At 67.7% G+C, this 18,453-nt stretch carries 25 protein-coding genes; 13 read left to right on the top strand and 12 right to left on the bottom strand.

Annotated elements, in window-relative coordinates; translation table 11 throughout:
* On the top strand, window positions 1-378 hold a 378-nt coding region (gene bluB, locus EOW66_RS18795), incomplete at its 5' end, for a 5,6-dimethylbenzimidazole synthase (RefSeq protein ID WP_128157855.1).
* A 274-nt stretch (window positions 379-652) separates the two neighbouring features.
* On the top strand, window positions 653-931 hold the full coding sequence (locus EOW66_RS18790; protein WP_128157355.1) for an SH3 domain-containing protein: 279 nt from the start codon (window positions 653-655) through the stop codon (window positions 929-931).
* Between the two features lie 128 nt (window positions 932-1,059).
* Here the strand turns inward: EOW66_RS18790 and EOW66_RS18785 are convergent, their stop codons facing one another.
* The 4 genes from EOW66_RS18785 to EOW66_RS18770 all read right to left on the bottom strand — a co-directional run bounded on the left by EOW66_RS18785 (window position 1,060) and on the right by EOW66_RS18770 (window position 3,579).
* Window positions 1,060-1,809 (bottom strand): hypothetical protein, encoded by a 750-nt coding sequence (locus EOW66_RS18785; protein WP_128157854.1) that lies wholly within the window; start codon window positions 1,807-1,809, stop codon window positions 1,060-1,062.
* The gene (locus EOW66_RS18780; protein WP_239017635.1) at window positions 1,806-2,363 is read right to left on the bottom strand and encodes an RNA ligase family protein; all 558 of its coding nucleotides are present in this window, start codon (window positions 2,361-2,363) and stop codon (window positions 1,806-1,808) included. The genes EOW66_RS18785 and EOW66_RS18780 overlap by 4 nt, the downstream gene beginning before the upstream one ends.
* Window positions 2,364-2,473: 110 nt before the next feature.
* Window positions 2,474-3,241, bottom strand: a complete 768-nt coding sequence (locus EOW66_RS18775; RefSeq protein WP_128157852.1) for a hypothetical protein — start codon at window positions 3,239-3,241, stop codon at window positions 2,474-2,476.
* Entirely contained in the window at window positions 3,238-3,579 is a 342-nt protein-coding gene (locus EOW66_RS18770) for a hypothetical protein (RefSeq protein WP_239017634.1), read from the bottom strand. The genes EOW66_RS18775 and EOW66_RS18770 overlap by 4 nt, the downstream gene beginning before the upstream one ends.
* 194 nt (window positions 3,580-3,773) lie before the next feature.
* Here EOW66_RS18770 and EOW66_RS18765 point away from each other — a divergent pair, with 194 nt between their 5' ends.
* Complete coding sequence (locus EOW66_RS18765) at window positions 3,774-4,253, top strand: SDR family NAD(P)-dependent oxidoreductase (protein ID WP_206363749.1); 480 nt, start codon at window positions 3,774-3,776, stop codon at window positions 4,251-4,253.
* Window positions 4,254-4,314: 61 nt separating this feature from the next.
* On the opposite strand, the gene EOW66_RS18760 is transcribed toward EOW66_RS18765, so the two are convergent.
* Window positions 4,315-5,211 (bottom strand): DMT family transporter, encoded by an 897-nt coding sequence (locus tag EOW66_RS18760; protein ID WP_239017633.1) that lies wholly within the window; start codon window positions 5,209-5,211, stop codon window positions 4,315-4,317.
* 132 nt (window positions 5,212-5,343) lie between these two features.
* On the opposite strand from EOW66_RS18760, the gene EOW66_RS18755 reads away from it, so the two are divergent.
* Window positions 5,344-6,210 (top strand): LysR substrate-binding domain-containing protein, encoded by an 867-nt coding sequence (locus tag EOW66_RS18755; protein WP_206363748.1) that lies wholly within the window; start codon window positions 5,344-5,346, stop codon window positions 6,208-6,210.
* A 319-nt stretch (window positions 6,211-6,529) separates the two neighbouring features.
* Here the strand turns inward: EOW66_RS18755 and EOW66_RS18750 are convergent, their stop codons facing one another.
* From EOW66_RS18750 to EOW66_RS18740, 3 genes are all read right to left on the bottom strand, one after another.
* Window positions 6,530-7,393, bottom strand: a complete 864-nt coding sequence (locus tag EOW66_RS18750; protein ID WP_128157849.1) for a LysR family transcriptional regulator — start codon at window positions 7,391-7,393, stop codon at window positions 6,530-6,532.
* Between the two features lie 71 nt (window positions 7,394-7,464).
* On the bottom strand, window positions 7,465-7,863 hold the full coding sequence (locus EOW66_RS18745) for a nuclear transport factor 2 family protein (RefSeq protein ID WP_128157848.1): 399 nt from the start codon (window positions 7,861-7,863) through the stop codon (window positions 7,465-7,467).
* Window positions 7,864-7,890: 27 nt separating this feature from the next.
* Window positions 7,891-8,910: a zinc-binding alcohol dehydrogenase family protein gene (locus EOW66_RS18740; RefSeq protein WP_128157847.1), complete on the bottom strand. Its 1,020-nt coding sequence runs from the start codon at window positions 8,908-8,910 to the stop codon at window positions 7,891-7,893.
* A gap of 174 nt (window positions 8,911-9,084) precedes the next feature.
* Here EOW66_RS18740 and pip point away from each other — a divergent pair, with 174 nt between their 5' ends.
* A complete protein-coding gene (gene pip / locus EOW66_RS18735) occupies window positions 9,085-10,041 on the top strand; it encodes a prolyl aminopeptidase (RefSeq protein ID WP_128157846.1) in 957 nt (318 codons plus the stop codon).
* Here pip and EOW66_RS18730 read toward each other — a convergent pair.
* Entirely contained in the window at window positions 10,038-10,889 is an 852-nt protein-coding gene (locus tag EOW66_RS18730) for a helix-turn-helix domain-containing protein (protein ID WP_128157845.1), read from the bottom strand. The genes pip and EOW66_RS18730 overlap by 4 nt on opposite strands.
* A gap of 103 nt (window positions 10,890-10,992) precedes the next feature.
* On the opposite strand from EOW66_RS18730, the gene EOW66_RS18725 reads away from it, so the two are divergent.
* From EOW66_RS18725 to EOW66_RS18705, 6 genes are all read left to right on the top strand, one after another.
* The gene (locus EOW66_RS18725) at window positions 10,993-11,853 is read left to right on the top strand and encodes a DMT family transporter (protein ID WP_128157844.1); all 861 of its coding nucleotides are present in this window, start codon (window positions 10,993-10,995) and stop codon (window positions 11,851-11,853) included.
* A 986-nt stretch (window positions 11,854-12,839) separates the two neighbouring features.
* Window positions 12,840-13,289 (top strand): hypothetical protein, encoded by a 450-nt coding sequence (locus EOW66_RS18720; protein ID WP_128157843.1) that lies wholly within the window; start codon window positions 12,840-12,842, stop codon window positions 13,287-13,289.
* A complete protein-coding gene (locus tag EOW66_RS20470; protein ID WP_164881194.1) occupies window positions 13,286-13,456 on the top strand; it encodes a hypothetical protein in 171 nt (56 codons plus the stop codon). Before EOW66_RS18720 ends, EOW66_RS20470 begins: the two co-directional genes overlap by 4 nt.
* Window positions 13,457-13,458: 2 nt before the next feature.
* The gene (locus EOW66_RS18715; protein ID WP_128157842.1) at window positions 13,459-13,731 is read left to right on the top strand and encodes a hypothetical protein; all 273 of its coding nucleotides are present in this window, start codon (window positions 13,459-13,461) and stop codon (window positions 13,729-13,731) included.
* A 537-nt stretch (window positions 13,732-14,268) separates the two neighbouring features.
* On the top strand, window positions 14,269-14,763 hold the full coding sequence (locus tag EOW66_RS18710) for a DNA packaging protein (protein WP_128157841.1): 495 nt from the start codon (window positions 14,269-14,271) through the stop codon (window positions 14,761-14,763).
* Window positions 14,750-16,534 (top strand): phage terminase large subunit family protein, encoded by a 1,785-nt coding sequence (locus tag EOW66_RS18705; protein WP_128157840.1) that lies wholly within the window; start codon window positions 14,750-14,752, stop codon window positions 16,532-16,534. The genes EOW66_RS18710 and EOW66_RS18705 overlap by 14 nt, the downstream gene beginning before the upstream one ends.
* 25 nt (window positions 16,535-16,559) lie before the next feature.
* Here the strand turns inward: EOW66_RS18705 and EOW66_RS18700 are convergent, their stop codons facing one another.
* The 3 genes from EOW66_RS18700 to EOW66_RS18690 all read right to left on the bottom strand — a co-directional run bounded on the left by EOW66_RS18700 (window position 16,560) and on the right by EOW66_RS18690 (window position 17,842).
* A complete protein-coding gene (locus tag EOW66_RS18700) occupies window positions 16,560-17,282 on the bottom strand; it encodes a Fic family protein (RefSeq protein WP_206363747.1) in 723 nt (240 codons plus the stop codon).
* A complete protein-coding gene (locus EOW66_RS18695; protein ID WP_128157839.1) occupies window positions 17,272-17,451 on the bottom strand; it encodes a hypothetical protein in 180 nt (59 codons plus the stop codon). The genes EOW66_RS18700 and EOW66_RS18695 overlap by 11 nt, the downstream gene beginning before the upstream one ends.
* A 172-nt stretch (window positions 17,452-17,623) precedes the next feature.
* Window positions 17,624-17,842, bottom strand: a complete 219-nt coding sequence (locus tag EOW66_RS18690) for a helix-turn-helix domain-containing protein (protein ID WP_128157838.1) — start codon at window positions 17,840-17,842, stop codon at window positions 17,624-17,626.
* 112 nt (window positions 17,843-17,954) lie between these two features.
* Here EOW66_RS18690 and EOW66_RS18685 point away from each other — a divergent pair, with 112 nt between their 5' ends.
* Window positions 17,955-18,146 (top strand): hypothetical protein, encoded by a 192-nt coding sequence (locus tag EOW66_RS18685; RefSeq protein ID WP_239017632.1) that lies wholly within the window; start codon window positions 17,955-17,957, stop codon window positions 18,144-18,146.
* Window positions 18,143-18,421: a hypothetical protein gene (locus tag EOW66_RS18680; protein ID WP_128157836.1), complete on the top strand. Its 279-nt coding sequence runs from the start codon at window positions 18,143-18,145 to the stop codon at window positions 18,419-18,421. Before EOW66_RS18685 ends, EOW66_RS18680 begins: the two co-directional genes overlap by 4 nt.
* Window positions 18,422-18,453 lie beyond the last annotated feature (32 nt).

The raw sequence follows: 18,453 nt of genomic DNA, 5'->3' as shown, positions 1-18,453 counted from the left end.
TACCGGTCGCTGAAGCTCGAGGGGATCCTGACCGCGCCGCTGAACATCTGCGTGACCTGCGACCGGAGCCGAGGCGGGAAGGTGGTTCTGGGCCGGACCCACAATCGCGACATGGATCTTTATTCGACGGTCTGCGCCGTGCAGAACCTCTGGCTGGCCGCCCGCGCGGAAGGTGTGGGGATCGGCTGGGTTTCGATCTTCCGGCCGGAAGACCTGCGCGGCCTGCTTGGCATCCCGGACCATGTGGAAATCGTTGCCTATCTTTGCGCGGGCTATGTCGACGACCTCTACACGAAGCCAGAGCTTGAAGCCCGGGGGTGGCGCAGGAGGCTGGCGCTCGAGAGCGTGATCCATGAAAACGGCTGGCCCGCACGGTAGCCGCAAGCCGGCGCTGTCGCCGCCGTCCGCGGACATTCGTGCAGCACCCGACAAGGTCCGGGCCAATCGGGGCGCAGCTGTCCGCGGGGCCCATTCCCCGAAGCCGCCGCGCGCGAGGTGCGACGGCGAAATCCAGGTCGGGACCGGCGCTCCTCCCGGCTGGGATCGGCCGTCAATGGCCACTCCGATGCCGCGCGGATCCGGGGTCGCGTCCTGCCCGCTGTCCTTTCGCGTGACGGTGTCGTACTGATGGTGAAACGATTCAGGACTGACGATGCGACCTCATTTTGCTGCGCTCCTCGCCCTCATGATCGCGACCGGATGCTCGGTCGGTTCCGGTGCCGTCGTCAAAGGTGCCGGGCCGGATGACCTCCTGAAGCTTCGCGAAGGCCCGGGCCTCGATCGCAAGATCATCATCGGCCTGCCGGACGGCACGCGCCTCACCCGCCAGAACTGCGTGACGACGAACGGCAAGGTCTGGTGCAAGGTCTTCCTCACTGACAAGCCCGGTGTCTCGGGGTACGTTTCGGCGGACTATCTGGCGCATCGCTGAGAGTGAGACGGCCCTGAGCCGCCAGGTGACCTTCTGAGCGGGGGGGCGAAGCGGTTGTTCAAGTGCACCGCAGCGAGGGCGCCGAGCTCTGACGAGCGGTCGTCCCGCGACAGAGATGAGGGAGCCGCTCAAAGCTGGATGTGGATGTGGTCGTCATGCCGGGCGGCGGCGCAGCCCTGAAAGCGGATCTTCGTCACGCCCGCGCCGAATTTCGCGGCCAGATGCGGCTCGAGGAAGATCTTGCCGATCCGGGGATCGCGCGCCAGCAACCGCAGCGCAAGATGCATCCGCTCGGGGTCGGGCGCGTAGGCGCGCCAGAGCGGTTGCAGCCAAGCGAGATCCCAACGCAGGGTTGGAAAGCGCGGCGGGCAGGTGTTCGGCCCCGGCTCGAAGGCGAAATAGCCGAGCGGCGAGCGTGTCCGACCGGGCAGGTAGCGGCCATGATCAGCATAGTAAAGCGCAAGGTCGAGCTTGCGTCCGTCGTTGTGCGACAGGTGCGGCAGAAGCGGAAACCCGTTCAGAAACGGGAAGTTGCCGTCCAGTGCAAGGGTCACGGTGCCGGGGTAGGTCGCCGCCGTCGCGGCCGCCATGTCCTCGACGGCCGCCTTGAGCTCTGGCGCGACATAATTGCGGTTCGCCAGGCAAAAGACCCAGGAGCGCATCACCAGCGGGCCGTTCCCGTGGCATGCGATCGGCACACGCCCGAACTGTGGCGCGAGGACGAGCGCCCCAAGCCAAAGCGCCAGATAGAGCCCGGCAAAGGCGAGAAGCTTGCGCCGGAACAGCCGGCTGGCAAGCCAGGCAAGCCCGCCCAGCTGCGTGAGCGCCGTCAGCACGGCGGCGACCGCCAGATGCAAGAGTGCCCGCCAGACGCTCATGCGCCCTTCAGCCCGTTCGGCACAAGGGGCGCGTGCATCCAGTGCGTCTCGCTTTGCACGTGGCCTGCGCGGACATATTTGCCCATCCGCATTGGCATTTCCGCCTCGGGGAAGGCGTCCGTCACGCGCGCGACGAACCCTTCCTGCCGGTTGGTGTCGAGCCCGGCTGCGATGGTCTCGAACAGCCCCGGGCGATAGGAGCCGCGCCAGAGGACCGGAACCGGTGTGATGCCCAACTCGTCGAAACGGAGCAGTGTCTGATCCCAGGGCTGCACCTCGTCGCCGATGATCCAGGCAAAGCCCAAAAACCACGCGGGCAGAGCCTCATAGCCGACCGAATGGCGCGCAAAAAGGTTCTCGCCGACGATCCGCTCGCCCTCGGCCAGATGCGGGGTGATGCCCGCGGCAAAAGCCTTGAGCCAGTCGCGCGACGGGTGGCCCCGGCTGTCGGGGCTGCGCGCATGGCTGCCCCCCCGGTGCAGGGTCGTGTTCTCGCCATCCATCTTCTCGGTGATCACCAGATCGTCGCAGATCAACCCGTCAAGCGTGGTCATGATCTTGTCGTCGCTGCTGGCACCGGGTGAAATCGGTAAATGAAACGTGCGCGGGTATTTCTTCATGATGCGGGCAGATTACCCGGGCCGGATCATTGCGGAAAGAGGCCTCAGACCGGGGCAAGTGCGGCGAGGAAGCCGGGTTCGGGCGTGCATTCGGAACCGGCGCTCACCAACAACCGCCCGGGATGGGGCAGTGGCGTGAAGCTCATCGCGCCGAAGGACCAGTTCCAGACCGAGATGCCGCCCTTCTCCTGCACGATCAGCACGGCATGCAGATACCAGTGCGAGGTGCTCTTGTAGCCGGTCCGGGTCGTATAGAGCGACAGGCCCCGCAACTCGGCCCAGCTTTCGAGGGGCCCCTGCACCCCGTGGTGCCCGATGCAATAGGGCCGGCCATCGGCGAGCCGCAACGCCGAAAGCGCGACTGCGGGCACCGTCGCGAGCGACCACAGGCCCGTGAGGGTGGGCAAGGCCATCAGCAAGGCAGCGATCTTGCGGCTCCCGGCGGTGCCGCCCAGCATCTGAAGCCCTCCCGCGACGGCAAGGGTCAGCGTCGATCCCTCGAGGAAAACGAATGCGGATATTCCGTCCATCATCGCGACGAGGGTGATCAGGGCTCCCAGCACCGCAGTGCAAATCGTCCCCGCCACCAGCACGACGCCCGGCAACCGCAGAGGCGCGTAGCGCGCCATGAGCGCACAGGCGAGTGGCAGGAATGGCGCGATGATGACCCCCCATAGCGCCGCGACAAAAACGGCTGGGATGCGCGGCCCGTTCAGCACCGACAGGGGCTCCAGATCGGCATAGCCCGCCGCGATCAGCCCCGCCATCACAAGCGTGATCCGCCCCGGTCGGGCGTTCGCGGGGCCGGTCATATCAGCCTGAGCGCGGCGAAGGCCGCGGCGCCGCCAAGCGTCCACAGATCGAAGACGAGCATGGGATGGAGAGTGAAAATCGGCCAGCGCGGCACGAAACGGGGCGCGGCGCCCGCTTTCGAGATGATGCGGCGGATCCGCCAGCCGCCCCAGAGCCCGACCGCCCCCATGAGCGCGAGCAGGATCGGACGTTCGAACACCACGAAGGCGGCCATCGCCGGAAAGATCAGAAAAAGATGCGGAAGAAGGCGCCGGATCTCCGCCGCGGGCAGCTTGCCGGAAGGGCGGTAAATGGGCGGGAAGCCGCCCCAGAGCTGAAGGGAGAGGATCAGGACCATCATCCCGAACATCAGGGCTGTCACGAACATGGCAAGCCTTTCCCCTGCGTTGCGGTCGTTATGTAATCCCACGCCCCGGGCGCTCGTGCAATGTAGCCGACGCGCGGCGCCGTGGCGGGCAACAGAGCCTCTGATTGATGATCGTCCTATTCGTCCGGGCCACATCCCTCCTGTCAACTGCGAAGGAGATCCTCGTGACCACCGTCCTCATCGCCGGCACCTCGTCGGGCTACGGCCTTGAGACCGCCCGCCACTTCCATGCCCGGGGCTGGACCATCACCGCCACCATGCGCACCCTACGCGATGGGCTGTTGCCCGAAGGCGTGCGCCTCCTGCCGCTCGCCGCCGCCTATACCGCAAGCAAGCAGGCGATCGAAGGTTTCACCGGATCGCAGGCGCATGAGCTGGGAGCCTTCGGCGTGCGCGCGAAACTGGTCGAGCCGGGCTATGCGCCGACCACGCGCTTCTCGCAGAATATCGACTTTACGATCAAAGACATGATCCCGCCGGCCTATGCCGATTTCGCCGCGCCGATCTTTGCCGCCTTTGCCAATCCGTCGATGACCACGACGGAAAGCGATGTGGCCGAGGCGGTGTTCCTGGCCGCGACGGACGGGGCCGATCGGCTGCACTATCCGGCCGGGCCGGATGCCGTGGCGCTGGCGGCGATATGACCGTCGGCCCCCCATGGCCGCATCTCGGCTGCGATGTCCGGCTCCGCGATCGGGCAGAACGCTATCGAACCTCAGTTGCGACCCGCCGATTTCCGGCGCGATCAACCTGCTCGGGCCGGTTCCTTGCGGGGCCGCCCCATTTGAGCGTGATCGCGAGGCTCGCCAGCAGGACGCAGAGAAATCCGATGATCTGCAAACCCGTGATGGCATGGCCATACCAGAGCGCATCCACAGCGATTGCGCTGATCGGATAGAGGAACAGCAGGACGGCTGCCGTGGCGGTGGGGAGCTTCGGCAAGGCGTTATAGAGCACGACATAGACCGCGCAGGTATGCACGCCTCCGATCATCGCAAGCCAGCCCCATTGTTCCGCCCCGAGATTTTGCGGCGGCAACGGCAACCATGGCGCAAGCACCAGAACCCCGCACAGGCACTGCACCAGGGTCAGTTGCGCGCCGCTTGAACGCGGGAACCCCTTGGCGATGATCGTGACGACGGCATAGAGAATTGCCGCGCCGACGGCACAGAGCACGCCGATCCAGTCCGGCCCATGGCCTTCGGGGGCATCGAAGATCCCGGTGGCGAGCGTGAGCCCGAACAGTGCCAGCGCGATCCAGCCGAGGGTGAGAAGGCGAAGCCGTTCGCGAAAGACCAGTGCCCCGATCAGCACCATGACGAAGGGCTGAACGTGAAAGACGATCGTCGCGACAGCGATCCCCGAGCGGCGGATCGCCTCGAAGAACAGCACCCAGTTCCCGACCATCAGCACCCCGCTCAAAAGCGCGAGCAACAACACCCGAGCCGGAAGGCGGAACAGCGCGCGCAGATCGCCCCGCAGGGCGGCATAGGCAGCGAGCGCCAGGGCCGCGATGGCACAGCGATAGAAGGCGGTCGAGAGCGGATCAGTCCCGGCCTCGATCACGCAAAGCCCCAAGGTGCCGAGCGTGGTCTGCGCCACGACAACCCCCGCAATTCCCTGTCTCTGCGGCGTCATCCATGTGCTCCCATGCCTGCCTCGAGGTCAAAATAGCCATGGCCTTTCAACAAACAATCAATATGGTTTGAAGGAATTATTAGGGGTTGCCAAAGAATGATTCAGCTCGATCATGTGCTGCTGCGCACATTCATCGCCTGCATCGACGCGAAGGGCTTCGGCCGCGCCGCGCAAAGGGTGCATCGTTCTGCGGCGACGATCTCGACCCACATCGCACGGCTCGAGGCGGAAACCGGCGTGGTGCTGTTCCTGCGCGACACCCGAAACCTTGCCCTGACGCGCGAGGGCGAGCGCCTCGAGGCCTATGCCCGCCGCATCCTGCGCCTGCATGACGAAGCTGCGGAAACCTTTCGCAAGCCCGACATCCGCGGCGCGATCACCATCGGGGCGCCGGATGATTTCATCTCGCAGTTTCTGCCGCCCGTGCTCGAGCAATTCGGGGTGCAGTATCCCCTGGCGGATATCAAGGTCGTCTGCGCCCAGACCACGGCGCTTGCGCCGCTGGTGAACGCGGGGCAGGTGGATCTGGCCATCGTGACGCGATCCGATGGCGTCACCGGCAAGCTGGTGCGCCGCGAGCCGATGGTCTGGATTTCCGCGCGCGACCGCCTGGCGCTGGAACGGCGCCCGCTGCCGGTGGCGCTGTTCGAGCCCGGCAGCCATGCGCGCAAGGTGGTTCTGACCGCGCTGGAGAGAAGCAACGTCACCTTCCGCGCGACCTATGAAAGCTCGAGCCTCGCGGGGCTTCTGACGATCGTCGAGGCGGGGCTGGCGGTCGCCGCGGTGACCCGCCTTTCGGCGCCGCCGCAGCTCATCTTGCCGGAAGGTGCGGGCGGCCTGCGGATGCCCGAGGCGCTGGATCTGGTCCTGATCCGTGGCGCCGCGGCGAACAATCCTCTCTGCGACGCGCTGGAGGAGATGATCTTCGATCAGCAATACAGGCGCCAGGCCCATCAGGACTGAAGCCGTCCGAGCGCTCGTTCTGCGGCGCGTTGATGACGCCATTTGGGGCGCGGCGCTCGAAGATGAGTGCGCGCTGGCTTTTCCCCGCGTGCCATTCGCGCACCGGGCGCTTCCACTCTTGAGGGGGGCGCAATCAGGGCCCCATGCGGTCCTTGCCGCTCGCGAGGCTCATGGGGTGGCGCAGAAGGCGGGCGATACAGGTCCGGATCTGGGGGCGGGGAAGACCGCCTTGTTGCTGACCGTGCCGTCGTCGATCTCTGCGACCTGCCGACCTGCCGACCTGCCGACCTGCCGATCTGCCGGCCGGGCCCGCGGCCGCTCAGTGCGGATCGAGCCGGGCCTTCAGATCGGTGACCAGCGCGTCGGCCACCGCCCGCACCCGCGGCGCGCGGCGCATGTCGGCGTGCAGGATCAGATAGAGCGGGCGGCTGAAGGCAGACTGGTGCGCGGGATAGGCGCACAGCGCCGGGTCCGCCGCGCCCAGAAAATGCGGCAGCAGCGCCAGCCCCAGCCCGGCGCGTGCCGCCTGCGCCATCGTCGCCATGTCGTTGCTGCGGATCGCGGGCTCGGCGCCGGCCATTTCGGTCTCGAGCCAGTGTTTCTGCGCAAGGCCCGGCAGGCTGTCGTCAAAGCCGATCCAGCGCCGCGGCGCCTCGGGCAGGCCGGGCGCGCCGTAAAGCCCGTAGCCGATCTCGGCGATGCGCCGCGCGATCAGGTCGCCGGTTTCGGGCAGGCCGATGCGCAGCGCGATATCGGCCTCGGCGCGCATCATGTCGGCCTCGCGCCGGCTGCCCTCGAGCTCGATCGTCAGCCCCGGATGCGCCGCGCTCAGCGCGGCGACGGTGGGCATCAGCAGCTCGGCGAGCAGCACCGGCGGCGCCGAGAGCCGCACCCGCCCCGCCATCGGGTCCTGTTCGCGCGCGATGCGCGCAAGGCCGAGGATCTGCGCCTCGACCGTGGCCGCCTTGCCAAGCAGCTCCTCGCCCTCGGCGGTCAGGCTCCAGCCCTTGGCAAGCCGGTCGAAGAGGCGCAGCGCCAGCGCCGTCTCAAGGCTGGTGACGCGGCGCGCGACAGTCGAATGCTCGACCTGCAGCGCGCGGGCCGCCCGCGACAGGCTGCCCGCGCGGGCAAGCGCCAGGAAGAAGCGGATATCGTCCCATTGCAGCGCGGAAAGCTCGTCCATATGGCCCTCGGTCGGTGTCGCGGGGGACAGAAAGCAGGGATCGGCGCCGGCGCCAACCCCTGCCGTGCCGGTCAGGCGCGGGCGCGGGTCAGCGCGTCGCTGTCCTCGTAGAAGTGATAGAGCGTCAGCTTGCCGCCCTCGACCCGGGTAATGAGCGCCCAGTCACTCGCGAAGGGCTTGCCGGTTGCGCGCACGGTGTGGCGGAACTGGCCGTAAAGCGCGGCGTGGTGGTCATCGCCGAAGGCCGCCTCGACGGTGAAGTCGCCCGGCTCCAGCAGCGCGCCGAAGGCGCCGAAGAAGGCCTTTGCCCCCTCGGGGCCGACGAAGGTGCCGTGCAGCGGGTTCGCCGCGCTGTCGCGCGGGCTGACCGAGATGAAGCGCGCCTCGGGCGCGGTCAGGGCGAGGGCCTCCTCGAGCTGGCCGGAAAACACCGCGCCGAGGAAGGATTGGGTCAGGTCGACGGCAGACATTCGTATCTCCTTGTCTTGTCGGGAAAGTCAGAAGCCGGACAGGACGATCTTGCCGATCGTGCGGCCGCTCTCGATCCGGCGGTGGGCTTCGCGCAGGGTGTCGGCCGAGATCGGTGACAGCGTCTCGGTGCCGGTCGGGCGCAGCCGCCCCTCGGCCGCCATCTGTGCGACGCGGGTCAGGATCTCGCCCTGCCGGGCGCGGTCCGGGGTGGCGAACATCGGTCGGGTGAACATGAATTCCCACACCAGCCCCGCGCTCTTGCGCATCAGCGCGCCGATGTCGGGCGGGCTCGCGAAGGGCACGATGCAGCAGATCCGGCCGCCGGGCGCGATCAGCCGGGCGAGGGCGGGCAAGTGCCGGTCGGGGTCGTTCGCCAGCAAGACGAGATCGGGCGGCGCAAGGCCGAGGTCGGCGATCTGCGCCTCGAGGTCGGCGAAATGGTCGATCACCGCATCGGCGCCAAGCGACAGGCACCAGGCGCGCGATTGCGGCCGCGAGGCGGTGGCGATCACGGTGAGCCCCGGCACCAGCCGCGCGAGCTGGATCGCCATCGAGCCGACGCCGCCCGCGCCGCCGACGATCAGCAGGCTGCGCGGGGCGGGGGCGGGCACCGCGCCGGGCGTCAGGCCGAGCCGGTCGAAGAGCGCCTCCCAGGCGGTGAGCGCGGTGAGCGGCAGGGCGGCGGCGGTCGCGGGGGCAAGCGCCGCGGGCCGCCGCCCGACGATCGCGCGTTCGACCAGGTGGTATTCGCTGTTCGCGCCGGGGCGGGACAGGTCGCCCGCATAGAGCACGGGGTCTCCCGGGGCGAAATCGCGCACGCTCGCGCCGGTTGCCACCACCGCGCCCGCCACGTCCCAGCCGAGCACCGCAAAATGGCCGTCGTCGGTCTTGCGCAGCCGGGTGCGGATGTCGGCCGGGTTGACCGAGATCGCCGCGACCCGCACCAGAAGGTCGTCGGGGCCGGGCTCCGGCACCGGGATCTCGCGCTCGACGAGCGCCTCGGGGTCGTCGGCGGGCAGGGCCTTCCAGATGCCGATCGCTTTCATCTTGCGCCTCCGTTGCTGCGGTGGGGCACAGATACGGCGGGCCGGCGCGCGCGGGCAGGCACAGAAAATCGTCGGGGGATGGGCGAAAATGCCCGGAAACGCGCGGCGGGCCGCCGGTCATTGCCGCCGCCGGCGCGAAGCGCGATGATGGCCCGGCATCGACGGAAGGACATCATGGACAGGCTGCGCGACTTTTACCCCGAGATCGAACCCTACGAGACCGGCTTTCTCGACACCGGCGACGGGCACCGGGTCTCTTACGAACGGGTCGGCACGCCCGGGGCAAAGCCGGCGGTATTCCTGCATGGCGGGCCGGGCGGCGGGATCAATCCCGATTACCGGCGCTTTTTCGATCCCGCGCGCTATGACGTACTGCTTTTCGATCAGCGTGGCTGCGGGCGCTCGACGCCGCATGCCGCGCTCGAGGCGAACACCACCTGGCATCTGGTGGCCGATATCGAGCGGCTGCGGGCGCTGGTCGGTTGCGAGAGCTGGCTGGTCTTCGGCGGGTCGTGGGGCTCGACCCTGGCGCTCGCCTATGCGCAGACCCATCCCGAGCGGGTCAGCGCGCTGATCCTGCGCGGCGTCTACACCGTCAGCCGGGCCGAGATCGACTGGTATTACCGTTTCGGCGTCTCCGAGATGTTCCCCGATGCGTGGGAGAAATTCGTCGCGCCGATCCCCGAGGCCGAGCGCGGCGACCTGATCGCCGCCTTCCGCAAGCGGCTGACCTCGGAGGACGAGGCCGAGCGGCTCGAGGCGGCGCGGGCCTGGGCGATCTGGGAGGGCACGACGATCACCCTGCTGCCGCGCGGCGAGGTCGAGGCGCACTATGGCGACGCGCAGTTCGCGCTGGCCTTCGCGCGGCTGGAAAACCACTATTTCCTGCATGACTGCTGGCTGCGGCCGGGGCAGTTGCTGGAGGATGCGCCGAAGCTGGCCGGTATCCCGGGCGAGATCGTCCATGGTCGCTATGACATGCCCTGTCCGTTGCGCACGGCGTGGGAGCTGCACCGGCGCTGGCCGGAATCCCGGCTGCACATCGTCGAGGGCGCGGGCCATGCCGCGACCGAGCCCGGCATCCGCGACCGGCTGATCCGCGCCACCGACCGCTTCGCCGCGGGCGTCTAGGCGCTGCCCCGGTCCGCGCGGATCAGCGCGCGATACGCGGCGGGCGTGCGGCCCATGTGGGCGCGGAAGGTTCGGGTCAGGTGGCTCTGGCTCGAAAAGCCGCAGGCCGCCGCCACCGTGGCGATCGGCATCGGCCCGCCGAGCAGCGCCTGCGCTCGCGCTATGCGGCGCGCCGTGACCCAGGCATGCGGGGCACTGCCGCGCGAGAGCTGGAACATGCGGTGGAAGTGATAGCCCGACAGGCCGGCAAGCGCGGCCAGATCGTCGAGGTGGATCGCCTCTTCGAGATGCGCCTCGATCCAGTCGTCGACCCGGCGCAGCTGCGCCGCGGTCAGCCCGCCGCGCAGCTGCGGGCGGTGGCGTGCAAGCCCGCCGATCAACCCGGCGACCGCCGCCTCGGCCAGGAGCACATCGCCTGTCGCGGCGGCCGCGGCGAGCGTGCGCAGCCCCGCGGCCAGCCCGGTATCCTCGGCGAAGGTGATCTCGCGCAGGTCCAGCCGCCGCGCGTCGCAGTCGTGGATCGCCGAGAACCCGGCGCGCAGCCGGGCGTCCGACAGGTAGAGATGCACGAAGCGGAAGGGCGCGGTGATCTCCCAGTCCGAGCCGCAGCCCTCGGGCATCACGCAGATCGCGCCGGGATGCCCGGCGATGCCCCCGGCATCGAGCCGCCGGGTGCCGGTGCCGCCCTCGAGATAGAGGCTGAAGGTGTGGTTTTGCGGCGTCTCGTAGCGGACCCGGTCATCGTGGTTGTGCCAGACCGCGACCGCACAGCCCGCCCCGAGATCGAGGCGCGCGGTGCTCTGTGCGACGGCAGAGCGGCCGAGGAAATCGTGGACCGTGGGGCGCATGAGACATCGGTAGCGCCGCGCCCTGCGCCGCGAAAGCCCCGCGCGCGATTTCACCGCAAGAACGTGCAAAACAACGGGGGCGCGGATGCGCTAGAGGCAGGGCATGAACACGCTTTTCCTTTTCGCCGCCACCGTCCTGATCTGGGGCACCACATGGATCGCCATCGCTGCGCAGGTCGGGCCGGTGCCGCTGATCGAGTCGATCTTCCTGCGCTTTGCCCTTGCGGGGCTCGTCATGCTGGCGGGGCTTGCGGCGCTGGGCCGGCTGCGGCGTCCGGCGCAGTGGCGCTTTGTCATCGTGCAGGCGCTGTGCCTGTTCTGCTTCAATTTCATCGGCCTTTACAATGCTGCGGCGCTGATCCCCTCGGGGCTCGTCTCGGTGGTGTTCTCGCTCGCCTCGATCTTCAACGCGGTGAACGCGCGGATCTTCTTTGGCGAGCGGATCACCGGGCGCACGCTGCTTGCCGGGGCGATCGGGGCGGCGGGGCTGGGGCTGCTGTTCCGCGACGACCTCGGTGGCGCGGCCATGGGCGACACCCTGCGCGGCATCGGCTGGGCGGGCTTCGGCACGCTGATGTTTTCCTTCGGCAATATGGCGTCGCGCAGGAACGGCCAGCTCGGCGTGCCGCCGGTGACGGCGAATGCCTGGGGGATGGGGATCGGCGCGCTCGTTCTGCTCGTGCTGATGACGGCGGGCGGGCAGGGCGTGGTCTGGCCCGAGGGGGCGCGCTACTGGGCGGCGCTGGCCTATCTCGCGCTGATCGGCTCGGTTGTCGGCTTCACCACCTACCTGCTTTTGGTGGCGCGGATCGGGTCGGCGCGGGCGGGCTATGCGACGGTGGTCTTCCCGGTGGTGGCGCTGCTGCTCTCGACCCTTTACGAGGGCTTCCACTGGACCCCGGGGGCGTTTCTGGGCCTCGGGCTGACGCTGCTTGGCAACGTGGTGATGTTCGCGCGGCGCTGAAACCGTGCGGGACCGTTGCCGCGGGCGGCCCGAGCCGGGATCATCCGAGGGACGGCGCGCCCGGAGGTCATCAGCAGCTGAGCGATCTTTTGCGCCAGCAGGGCACCTTGGCAATTGCCGCCGATGGACAGGGGGCCCGCCAGCGCCGCAGAACGGAGTTCCGCCGCGCACATGAGCGCCATATGCAGGTGGTTCTCGGCGCTGGTCTCGACGACCAGATGCCCCGATCGCATGCCGTAAAGGGGCTGATCCGGCCCCGGGGCGTCGGCAAAGGCGGCAAAATCCGCATACCCCTGGAAGCACCAGACCAGAGGGGGCGGGAACCGCCAAGATTGACGCCGTAGATCAGCCCGTTCTCGCCGACCACCTCGCCCTGCCAGACGCGGCCCCGACCAAACACGCCGATCATTTCGGCTGACCCGACATTGAAAATGCCCAACATTGCCAGCTGTTCCGACCTCTTTGCCCGATCTCGGGCCGCCCATGCGATCGGCGCGCGCCGACCCGGCATTTCCCAAATGGCTTGCCGTTGCGGAAAGGGAAGCATCATCGCGAGATCAGCGGGCCAAGAGCTTTGTGGCGCCCATGGGGGCTGCGGTCGTGGACGCGCCGGTGAGACCGGGGCCGCGGCGCTTTCACTGCCCCGGCGTCGGCACGCGAAACTGGGCGACCTGAGCCCCCTGGGCACCAAGGTGCGCGCCATGCTGGTCTGAGCTGCTGTCGATGAAACCAGCCGCCGCCCTGTGGAGCGCTGGAGAAACTTCAAGCATCTGGTGACGCGCGTATTCTGGGCTTTTTTGGGGGGGGGTCTGGTGCTGCAGGAGAGGATTGAACTCTCGACCTCTCCCTTACCAAGACAGCGTTTCACCTCTTGGACCTAGGAAAGCGGCCGACTTAGACGGCATCGCTCCCCCCTCTGTTTCTGATATGTTCCGCGTTTTCTGTGCGGTTTCTGTGCGCGGCACTTCGCCGGCTGGCGGTGCCGCATGAGCGTTCAGGAACGGTTCCGGGTCTCTGAAACGGAAAACCCCGGCGCGCTGGCGGGCGCGACCGGGGCAGACTTCGAAGCGGCTCGCTTCAAGGGGGAAGGCTATCGGCTGCGTGCCGAATGGGCAAGGGCCGTCTGGTTCGCGCTCGACCACTGCCACCCCGAGGACGCGGCCCAGGTCTGCGCGGGATACCTCGACACGCTGAGCACGGGCGGGCCTGCGCTCGGCGCCCCCTTCGGCACCACGGCGGGCGAAGCGATGATCTGGGCGGAAAGCGCCCCGGTCAACGAACTCGCGGCCTATGTCGCCGCGGGGCTCGACCGGCTGCGCGGGCTCGCACTTGCCCGCAACGCCCGCAAGCGCCTGTTCTGGGCGATCTGGAAGAGCTTCAGCCCGGAGGACCGCCGCGCCTTCCTCGCCCAGGTGAACGGGAGGGGCCGCGCATGACCGATCGGCAGCAACTCCACGGCAAGGATGCCATGCGCGCCGCCCGCAGCTGGGCCGAGGCCGCGAGCGTTGACGAGCTGAAGGCCTACGCCCTCGCCGCCTTCGAGGCGATGACCCCGCAGGATCAGGCGAAGTTTTGGTTTCACATCAGCGAGGTCGAGTTCTGACCATGACGATGCACAGCCAGATTTCCCCGAATGCGCCGAGCCTCGAAGAACTGCTCTGGAGCTGGAAGGCGGTGATCCGTCGCGCCCCCGAGGGGTGGGCCCGGAACTTCGCACTCAGCATCGCCCGGCAAGCCCGGCGCAAGGACTGGGCGCCCTCGGCCAAGCAGCTCGGCATCATGCAGCGCATGGTTGCCGACCTCTACCGCGAGCAGCGCCCCGAAGACGATGACGACTGGAACCCGATCGAGGAGGACGAGGAGGGCACCGGCGCCTGACACGAGACCATGTGTCGCTCGGACGGTTCAGACGGTGGCGTTCGACACATCAAGGCCTGCCACGGGGCGATCCCATAGGCCAACCGCAGCCCGAAAGCTCGAAGCGGGGGATCAGGTGCCAGACCCGGCGCCTTCAAGTCGCGAGCAAGCCCGAGGCGGGGTCAAACGACCTCGGGCGCCCTAAGCGGTGGCCGGCTCCGTCGAGCAGGACTTCACGCGGCGGGATAGGGACCAACCTGAGGCAATGCCTCGGGCTGGTCGCCCTATGCCCGTCACAATGGCCTCACCATCGAGCAGAACAGGAAAGGTTAAGAGATGAGAGACAGCACACACACGAGCGACGACGGAGCCGTGACGGCCTCTGCGCAGATCCCGCCCGATGACGGATGGCAGCACATCGGTCAGCTGGCGGACCAACTGCGCCGCCGCGATCGAGGCCCCCGCCAGCCCGCGCGGGTCCTTCCGCACCCTCGCGCCGCGGGTAATTCGCACCCCGACGTTTCAGCCTATGCACAATAAAATCAAAGGGTTAAATTTATGAAGATCCTGGACGAGTTCGAGCTCGGCGGGCGCGCGGTCCAGCGGATCGGCGGCGCCGACCTGTGCGACCTTCTCGATATTTCGCCCGCCACCCTGACCGACCTCAAGAAGCGCGGCATCGCGGTTCACCTCGCGCATGACAGCTACGACCTGCGCGCCACGGTCCGGGCCTATGCCGCGCATCTTCGCAGCACGGCGGCACGGTGGGGCAACGAGGAACAGGCCGAGAGCCTGACCGCCGCCCGCGCCCGCCTTGCCCGCGAGAAGGCCGACGAGGCCGCGCGCCGCAACGCCGTGGCCCGGGGCGAGCTGGTCGAGGCCGCCGAGGTGCTGCGCGGCTGGACCGAGATCCTGCGCCAGGTGCGATCGCGCATCCTCGCCGTGCCCTCGCGGGTCCGCTCGGCGCTGCCCCACCTCGATGCGGCCGAGGTCGAGACGATTGACCGCGAACTGCGCACCCCCCTGGAGGAACTTGCCCATGCCCACGATTGACGAACTCTGCGCCACCGCGCTCGCCTCGCTGACGCCCCCGCCGCGGCTGCGCCTCTCTGACTGGATCGAGCGCGAGGTTCGCCTGCCCGAGGGGGTCTCTAGCCAGCCCGGCCCCGTCCGCCTCTGGCCCTTCCAGCGCGAGATTGCCGACGCGATCGGCGATCCGCTGATCGAGCGCGTCACCCTGGTCAAGCCGGTGCGCGTCGGTTTCACCACGCTCCTGTCCTCGGCCGTGGCGAGCTTCGTGGCGAACGACCCGGCGTCCATCCTCTGCCTGCTGCCGGCCGAGAGCGACTGCCGCGATTACGTGGTGTCGGATATCGAGCCGATCTTCGCGGCCTCCCCGGCCGTGGCCAGCGCCCTCGGGACCGAGCAGGACGAGGCCGGCCGCAACACCCTCCTGTCGCGCCGCTTCCCGGGCGGCTCGCTCAAGGTGGTTGCCGCGAAGGCGCCGCGCAACCTGCGCCGGCACAACGTCCGCTTCCTGCTGATGGACGAAGTGGACGGCATGGCCCCCACGCCCGAAGGCTCGCCGCTGCTGCTGGCCGAGCGCCGCACCCTGTCCTTCCCCGATCGCAAGATCATCCTCGGTTCGACGCCGGTGCACGAGGAAACGAGCCACGTCCTGCGCGCCTACGCCCAGTCGGATCAGCGCGTCTTCGAGGTGCCGTGCCCGCACTGCGGCACCTTCACGGAAATCGCGTGGGCGCAGATCAGCTGGCCCGAGGGGCGGCCCGAGGCGGCGTTCTGGTGCTGCCCGCATTGCGCGGCCGAGGTGAGCGAGCGCCACAAGCCCGCGATGATCGAGGCCGGCCGCTGGCGCATCACCCGCCCCGAGGTCGAGGGCCACGCGGGCTTTCGCATGAATGCGCTGATCAGCCTTCACGCGAACGCGGCATGGGGCAAGCTGGCGGTCGAGTTCATTGCCTCGAAGGACGATCCCACCTTGTTGCAGACCTTCGTGAACACGATCCTCGGCCAGGGCTGGCGCTCGGAAGGCGACGAGCTCGACGAGGACAGCATGGCGGCGCGGGCCGAGCCCTTCGGCCTGGCACAGATCCCGGCCGAGGTGCTGGCGCTCACCCTGGGTTGCGACGTGCAGCACGACCGGCTGGAACTGACCTATGTCGGCTGGACCGAAAGCGGCGCCATGCTGGTGCTCGGCCATCGCGTGATCTGGGGCCCGTTCGACGCGGAAGAGACCTGGGCAGAACTCGATGCCCTCTTGCGCGAGCGCTTCCCGCACGCCCTCGGCGGCAAGATGGCGATCGACGCCACCGCGATCGACGCGGGCGACGGCACCTCGATGAACATGGTCACCGGCTTCTGCCGCCCCCGCACCGCGCGCAAGGTCTTCGCGATCAAGGGCGCGTCGGGCAACCGCCCGGTGATCGAGCGGGCCGGCTCGAAGACGAAGACCGGCGCCCGGCTGTGGATCGTCGGCGTGGACACGGTCAAGACACAGCTCTTCGCCCGCCTGCCGCGCCCGGGCCAGGTCCGGTTCTCGCAGGATCTGCCCGCAGTCTGGTATGAGCAGGTCGCCTCGGAACGGGCGGTGGTGCGCTATTCCCGCGGCCAGCCGCTGCGCAACTTCGAGCGCATCCCCGGGCGCCGGGCCGAGGCGCTGGATTGCGCCGTCTACGCCTTCGCCGCGCGGCAGATGGTGAACATCAACCCCGAGGTGCGGCGCGAGGAGCTGGCCCGGGCCGAGGCGACGCCGGCCGCCCGCAAGGGGCCGGTGCTGCAGTCGGACTGGATGCGGAGGAGGTGAAGCGAGGACGTAAACTTGAAGGAATCTACCCGGGCAGATCTCCTTTAGCTTCGTCAAACACGTCTCTAAGCTGCCGGGCCAGCATACCAGCCATTAGCTCTTCCATTTCTCTGACAATATCGTCGGGGAAACCGTCGCCCTGCGCGCTCTTCCACTGACGAAGCCGTGCGTCCGCCGCCTCAAGTGCAGAGTAATAAGGCGCCCTATCCCGGACAACTTGTTCTGGTATTGTGTTGGCCCCAGGAAGCAGCGCCCGGGATCGACAACAAAGAACAAGATAGGATACGGCACGGGAGGTTCTGCCATTCCCATCCGTGAATGGGTGGATCCAGTTCAGGCGCCACATGACGAACGACGCCAAATGAATCGCCGTCCTCTTGTCCCATTTTTCGCTAACGTAATCGCAAAGTTCTTCAACAAGATACGGCACTGCGCCAGCAAGCGGCGGCAGGTGAGAGCTAAGATTAATAGCGACATCACCAGGACGCCAATTTCCTGCATAAGGGCTCAGGCCTTGAATGGCCTCACGGTGAAGATCCAAAATCGTGGAAGGACGCAGCTTGAAAGCATGGCGCTCCAAGCTGGACATGACCATTTCGATCACACGCTCTGCTTGCCGGAGACCATTAGCCGCCTCCGTACGCGCGCGCGCTTCCTCTCCGTCTACAACGCCAACCTCTTCAGCTTGGCTATGCCGGCGTTCATCAGACAAGATTTCTACTCCGCATCCGACGGCATCAAAGACCAAGCCGCGTGGCTTCCTCTTCAACCATTTGCTTGGTGATGTAGGGATTTTCTATTGCAGTGTTCCCATAGGCAAAACTGCGGCGCTGAGCTGTTGTCTGCTCAGGTGTCATACGCACCTTGCGTGCCCACTCAACGAGGTAGTCAAGGGCGGCCATGTCTTGTTGCGTCATTCTTTTCCCCTGTTCAGCTACTTAGCTCGTATTTCAGAAAAGCACGTGCGTGTCTGATTTGACCAGCACCTTGTGCGTCACCGCTGGTAATTTCCCGTGAACACTCGCGTGCGCCTCCGGCCCGCCATTACAGACCGCCAATGCCTTCCGCAACAGCAATTGCGGTATCAGTTCAGATCTTGCTCCGTTCTCGCCGCAACCGAACACCGGCACCACCGCCGTTCTCTGGGATAAACTCGACGCCGGCAGCTTCAAGGGCGGACTGAAGCTTGCGGAGCGTTTCGGCTTGCCCGCCTGACTGCCCGTTCTCGAAACGACTGATGGTCATGGTGGAGACCCCGGAAAGGTCTGCAAGTTCTCTGACCCCGAGGCGCAGCGCCGCCCGTGCCATCCGACATTGCTCAGGTGTTATCATGGTATTCAAAACCGTTGACAGGGTATGCAGTCTGTGCTTTTGAATACAGTGTAGTAGAAACCGCATGCCATGACAACGGAGTCCCATGATGCCGAACCATGTTCCGGCAGCCGCCCCCGGCTTGCCTGCCGCCCGCCTGGACGTCATCCACGATTGCCTCGCGCTTGCCCTCGACGCGACCGAGCGCCCGGCCGGCTACACCCGGACCGAACGCGAGGCCCGCTCCTATATCCGCTCGGCCCTGCGCCAGACCTGCAAGCTGATGGAGGCCCGGGCATGAAACGCCGCAGCTTCCTCGCCGCCGCACCGGCCTTCGGCCTGATCGGCCTTCCCGCGCCCATGCTCGCCCGCCCCGCGCCGAGCTTCGAAGAGCGCGCCGAGGAAATCGCCGAGATGATGCGCCAGCACTTTCGCCCGACCCTGCCCGAGGGGGTCGAGCGCTACGCCATCACCATTCAGGACGCCCCGGGCATCCCCATGGGGCCGAACGACTGCCGCATGATCGGTTACGCCGGGGCGCTGAACTGGTTTCCGGTCGGGGGCGGGTGGCGCTGAGCGGGTGGCGGCAAAAAGTGGTTTCACCAAAC

The sequence above is a fragment of the Paenirhodobacter huangdaonensis genome, assembly GCF_004022465.1.
Lineage (GTDB): Bacteria > Pseudomonadota > Alphaproteobacteria > Rhodobacterales > Rhodobacteraceae > Rhodobacter > Rhodobacter huangdaonensis.
The sequence above is the reverse complement of the archived record's forward strand: the minus strand, read 5'-3'. Positions and strand labels throughout refer to the sequence as shown.

What these genes read in the sequence shown, in the direction of transcription:
- EOW66_RS18790 (WP_128157355.1), top strand. Translation starts at nt 653, where the DNA reads ATGCGACCTCATTTTGCTGCGCTCCTCGCCCTCATGATCGCGACCGGA.
- EOW66_RS18785 (WP_128157854.1), bottom strand. Translation starts at nt 1,809, where the DNA reads ATGAGCGTCTGGCGGGCACTCTTGCATCTGGCGGTCGCCGCCGTGCTG.
- EOW66_RS18780 (WP_239017635.1), bottom strand. Translation starts at nt 2,363, where the DNA reads ATGACCACGCTTGACGGGTTGATCTGCGACGATCTGGTGATCACCGAG.
- EOW66_RS18775 (WP_128157852.1), bottom strand. Translation starts at nt 3,241, where the DNA reads ATGACCGGCCCCGCGAACGCCCGACCGGGGCGGATCACGCTTGTGATG.
- EOW66_RS18770 (WP_239017634.1), bottom strand. Translation starts at nt 3,579, where the DNA reads ATGGTCCTGATCCTCTCCCTTCAGCTCTGGGGCGGCTTCCCGCCCATT.
- EOW66_RS18755 (WP_206363748.1), top strand. Translation starts at nt 5,344, where the DNA reads ATGATTCAGCTCGATCATGTGCTGCTGCGCACATTCATCGCCTGCATC.
- EOW66_RS18750 (WP_128157849.1), bottom strand. Translation starts at nt 7,393, where the DNA reads ATGGACGAGCTTTCCGCGCTGCAATGGGACGATATCCGCTTCTTCCTG.
- EOW66_RS18745 (WP_128157848.1), bottom strand. Translation starts at nt 7,863, where the DNA reads ATGTCTGCCGTCGACCTGACCCAATCCTTCCTCGGCGCGGTGTTTTCC.
- EOW66_RS18740 (WP_128157847.1), bottom strand. Translation starts at nt 8,910, where the DNA reads ATGAAAGCGATCGGCATCTGGAAGGCCCTGCCCGCCGACGACCCCGAG.
- pip (WP_128157846.1), top strand. Translation starts at nt 9,085, where the DNA reads ATGGACAGGCTGCGCGACTTTTACCCCGAGATCGAACCCTACGAGACC.
- EOW66_RS18730 (WP_128157845.1), bottom strand. Translation starts at nt 10,889, where the DNA reads ATGCGCCCCACGGTCCACGATTTCCTCGGCCGCTCTGCCGTCGCACAG.
- EOW66_RS18725 (WP_128157844.1), top strand. Translation starts at nt 10,993, where the DNA reads ATGAACACGCTTTTCCTTTTCGCCGCCACCGTCCTGATCTGGGGCACC.
- EOW66_RS18720 (WP_128157843.1), top strand. Translation starts at nt 12,840, where the DNA reads ATGAGCGTTCAGGAACGGTTCCGGGTCTCTGAAACGGAAAACCCCGGC.
- EOW66_RS20470 (WP_164881194.1), top strand. Translation starts at nt 13,286, where the DNA reads ATGACCGATCGGCAGCAACTCCACGGCAAGGATGCCATGCGCGCCGCC.
- EOW66_RS18715 (WP_128157842.1), top strand. Translation starts at nt 13,459, where the DNA reads ATGACGATGCACAGCCAGATTTCCCCGAATGCGCCGAGCCTCGAAGAA.
- EOW66_RS18710 (WP_128157841.1), top strand. Translation starts at nt 14,269, where the DNA reads ATGAAGATCCTGGACGAGTTCGAGCTCGGCGGGCGCGCGGTCCAGCGG.
- EOW66_RS18705 (WP_128157840.1), top strand. Translation starts at nt 14,750, where the DNA reads ATGCCCACGATTGACGAACTCTGCGCCACCGCGCTCGCCTCGCTGACG.
- EOW66_RS18695 (WP_128157839.1), bottom strand. Translation starts at nt 17,451, where the DNA reads ATGACGCAACAAGACATGGCCGCCCTTGACTACCTCGTTGAGTGGGCA.
- EOW66_RS18690 (WP_128157838.1), bottom strand. Translation starts at nt 17,842, where the DNA reads ATGGCACGGGCGGCGCTGCGCCTCGGGGTCAGAGAACTTGCAGACCTT.
- EOW66_RS18685 (WP_239017632.1), top strand. Translation starts at nt 17,955, where the DNA reads ATGCCGAACCATGTTCCGGCAGCCGCCCCCGGCTTGCCTGCCGCCCGC.
- EOW66_RS18680 (WP_128157836.1), top strand. Translation starts at nt 18,143, where the DNA reads ATGAAACGCCGCAGCTTCCTCGCCGCCGCACCGGCCTTCGGCCTGATC.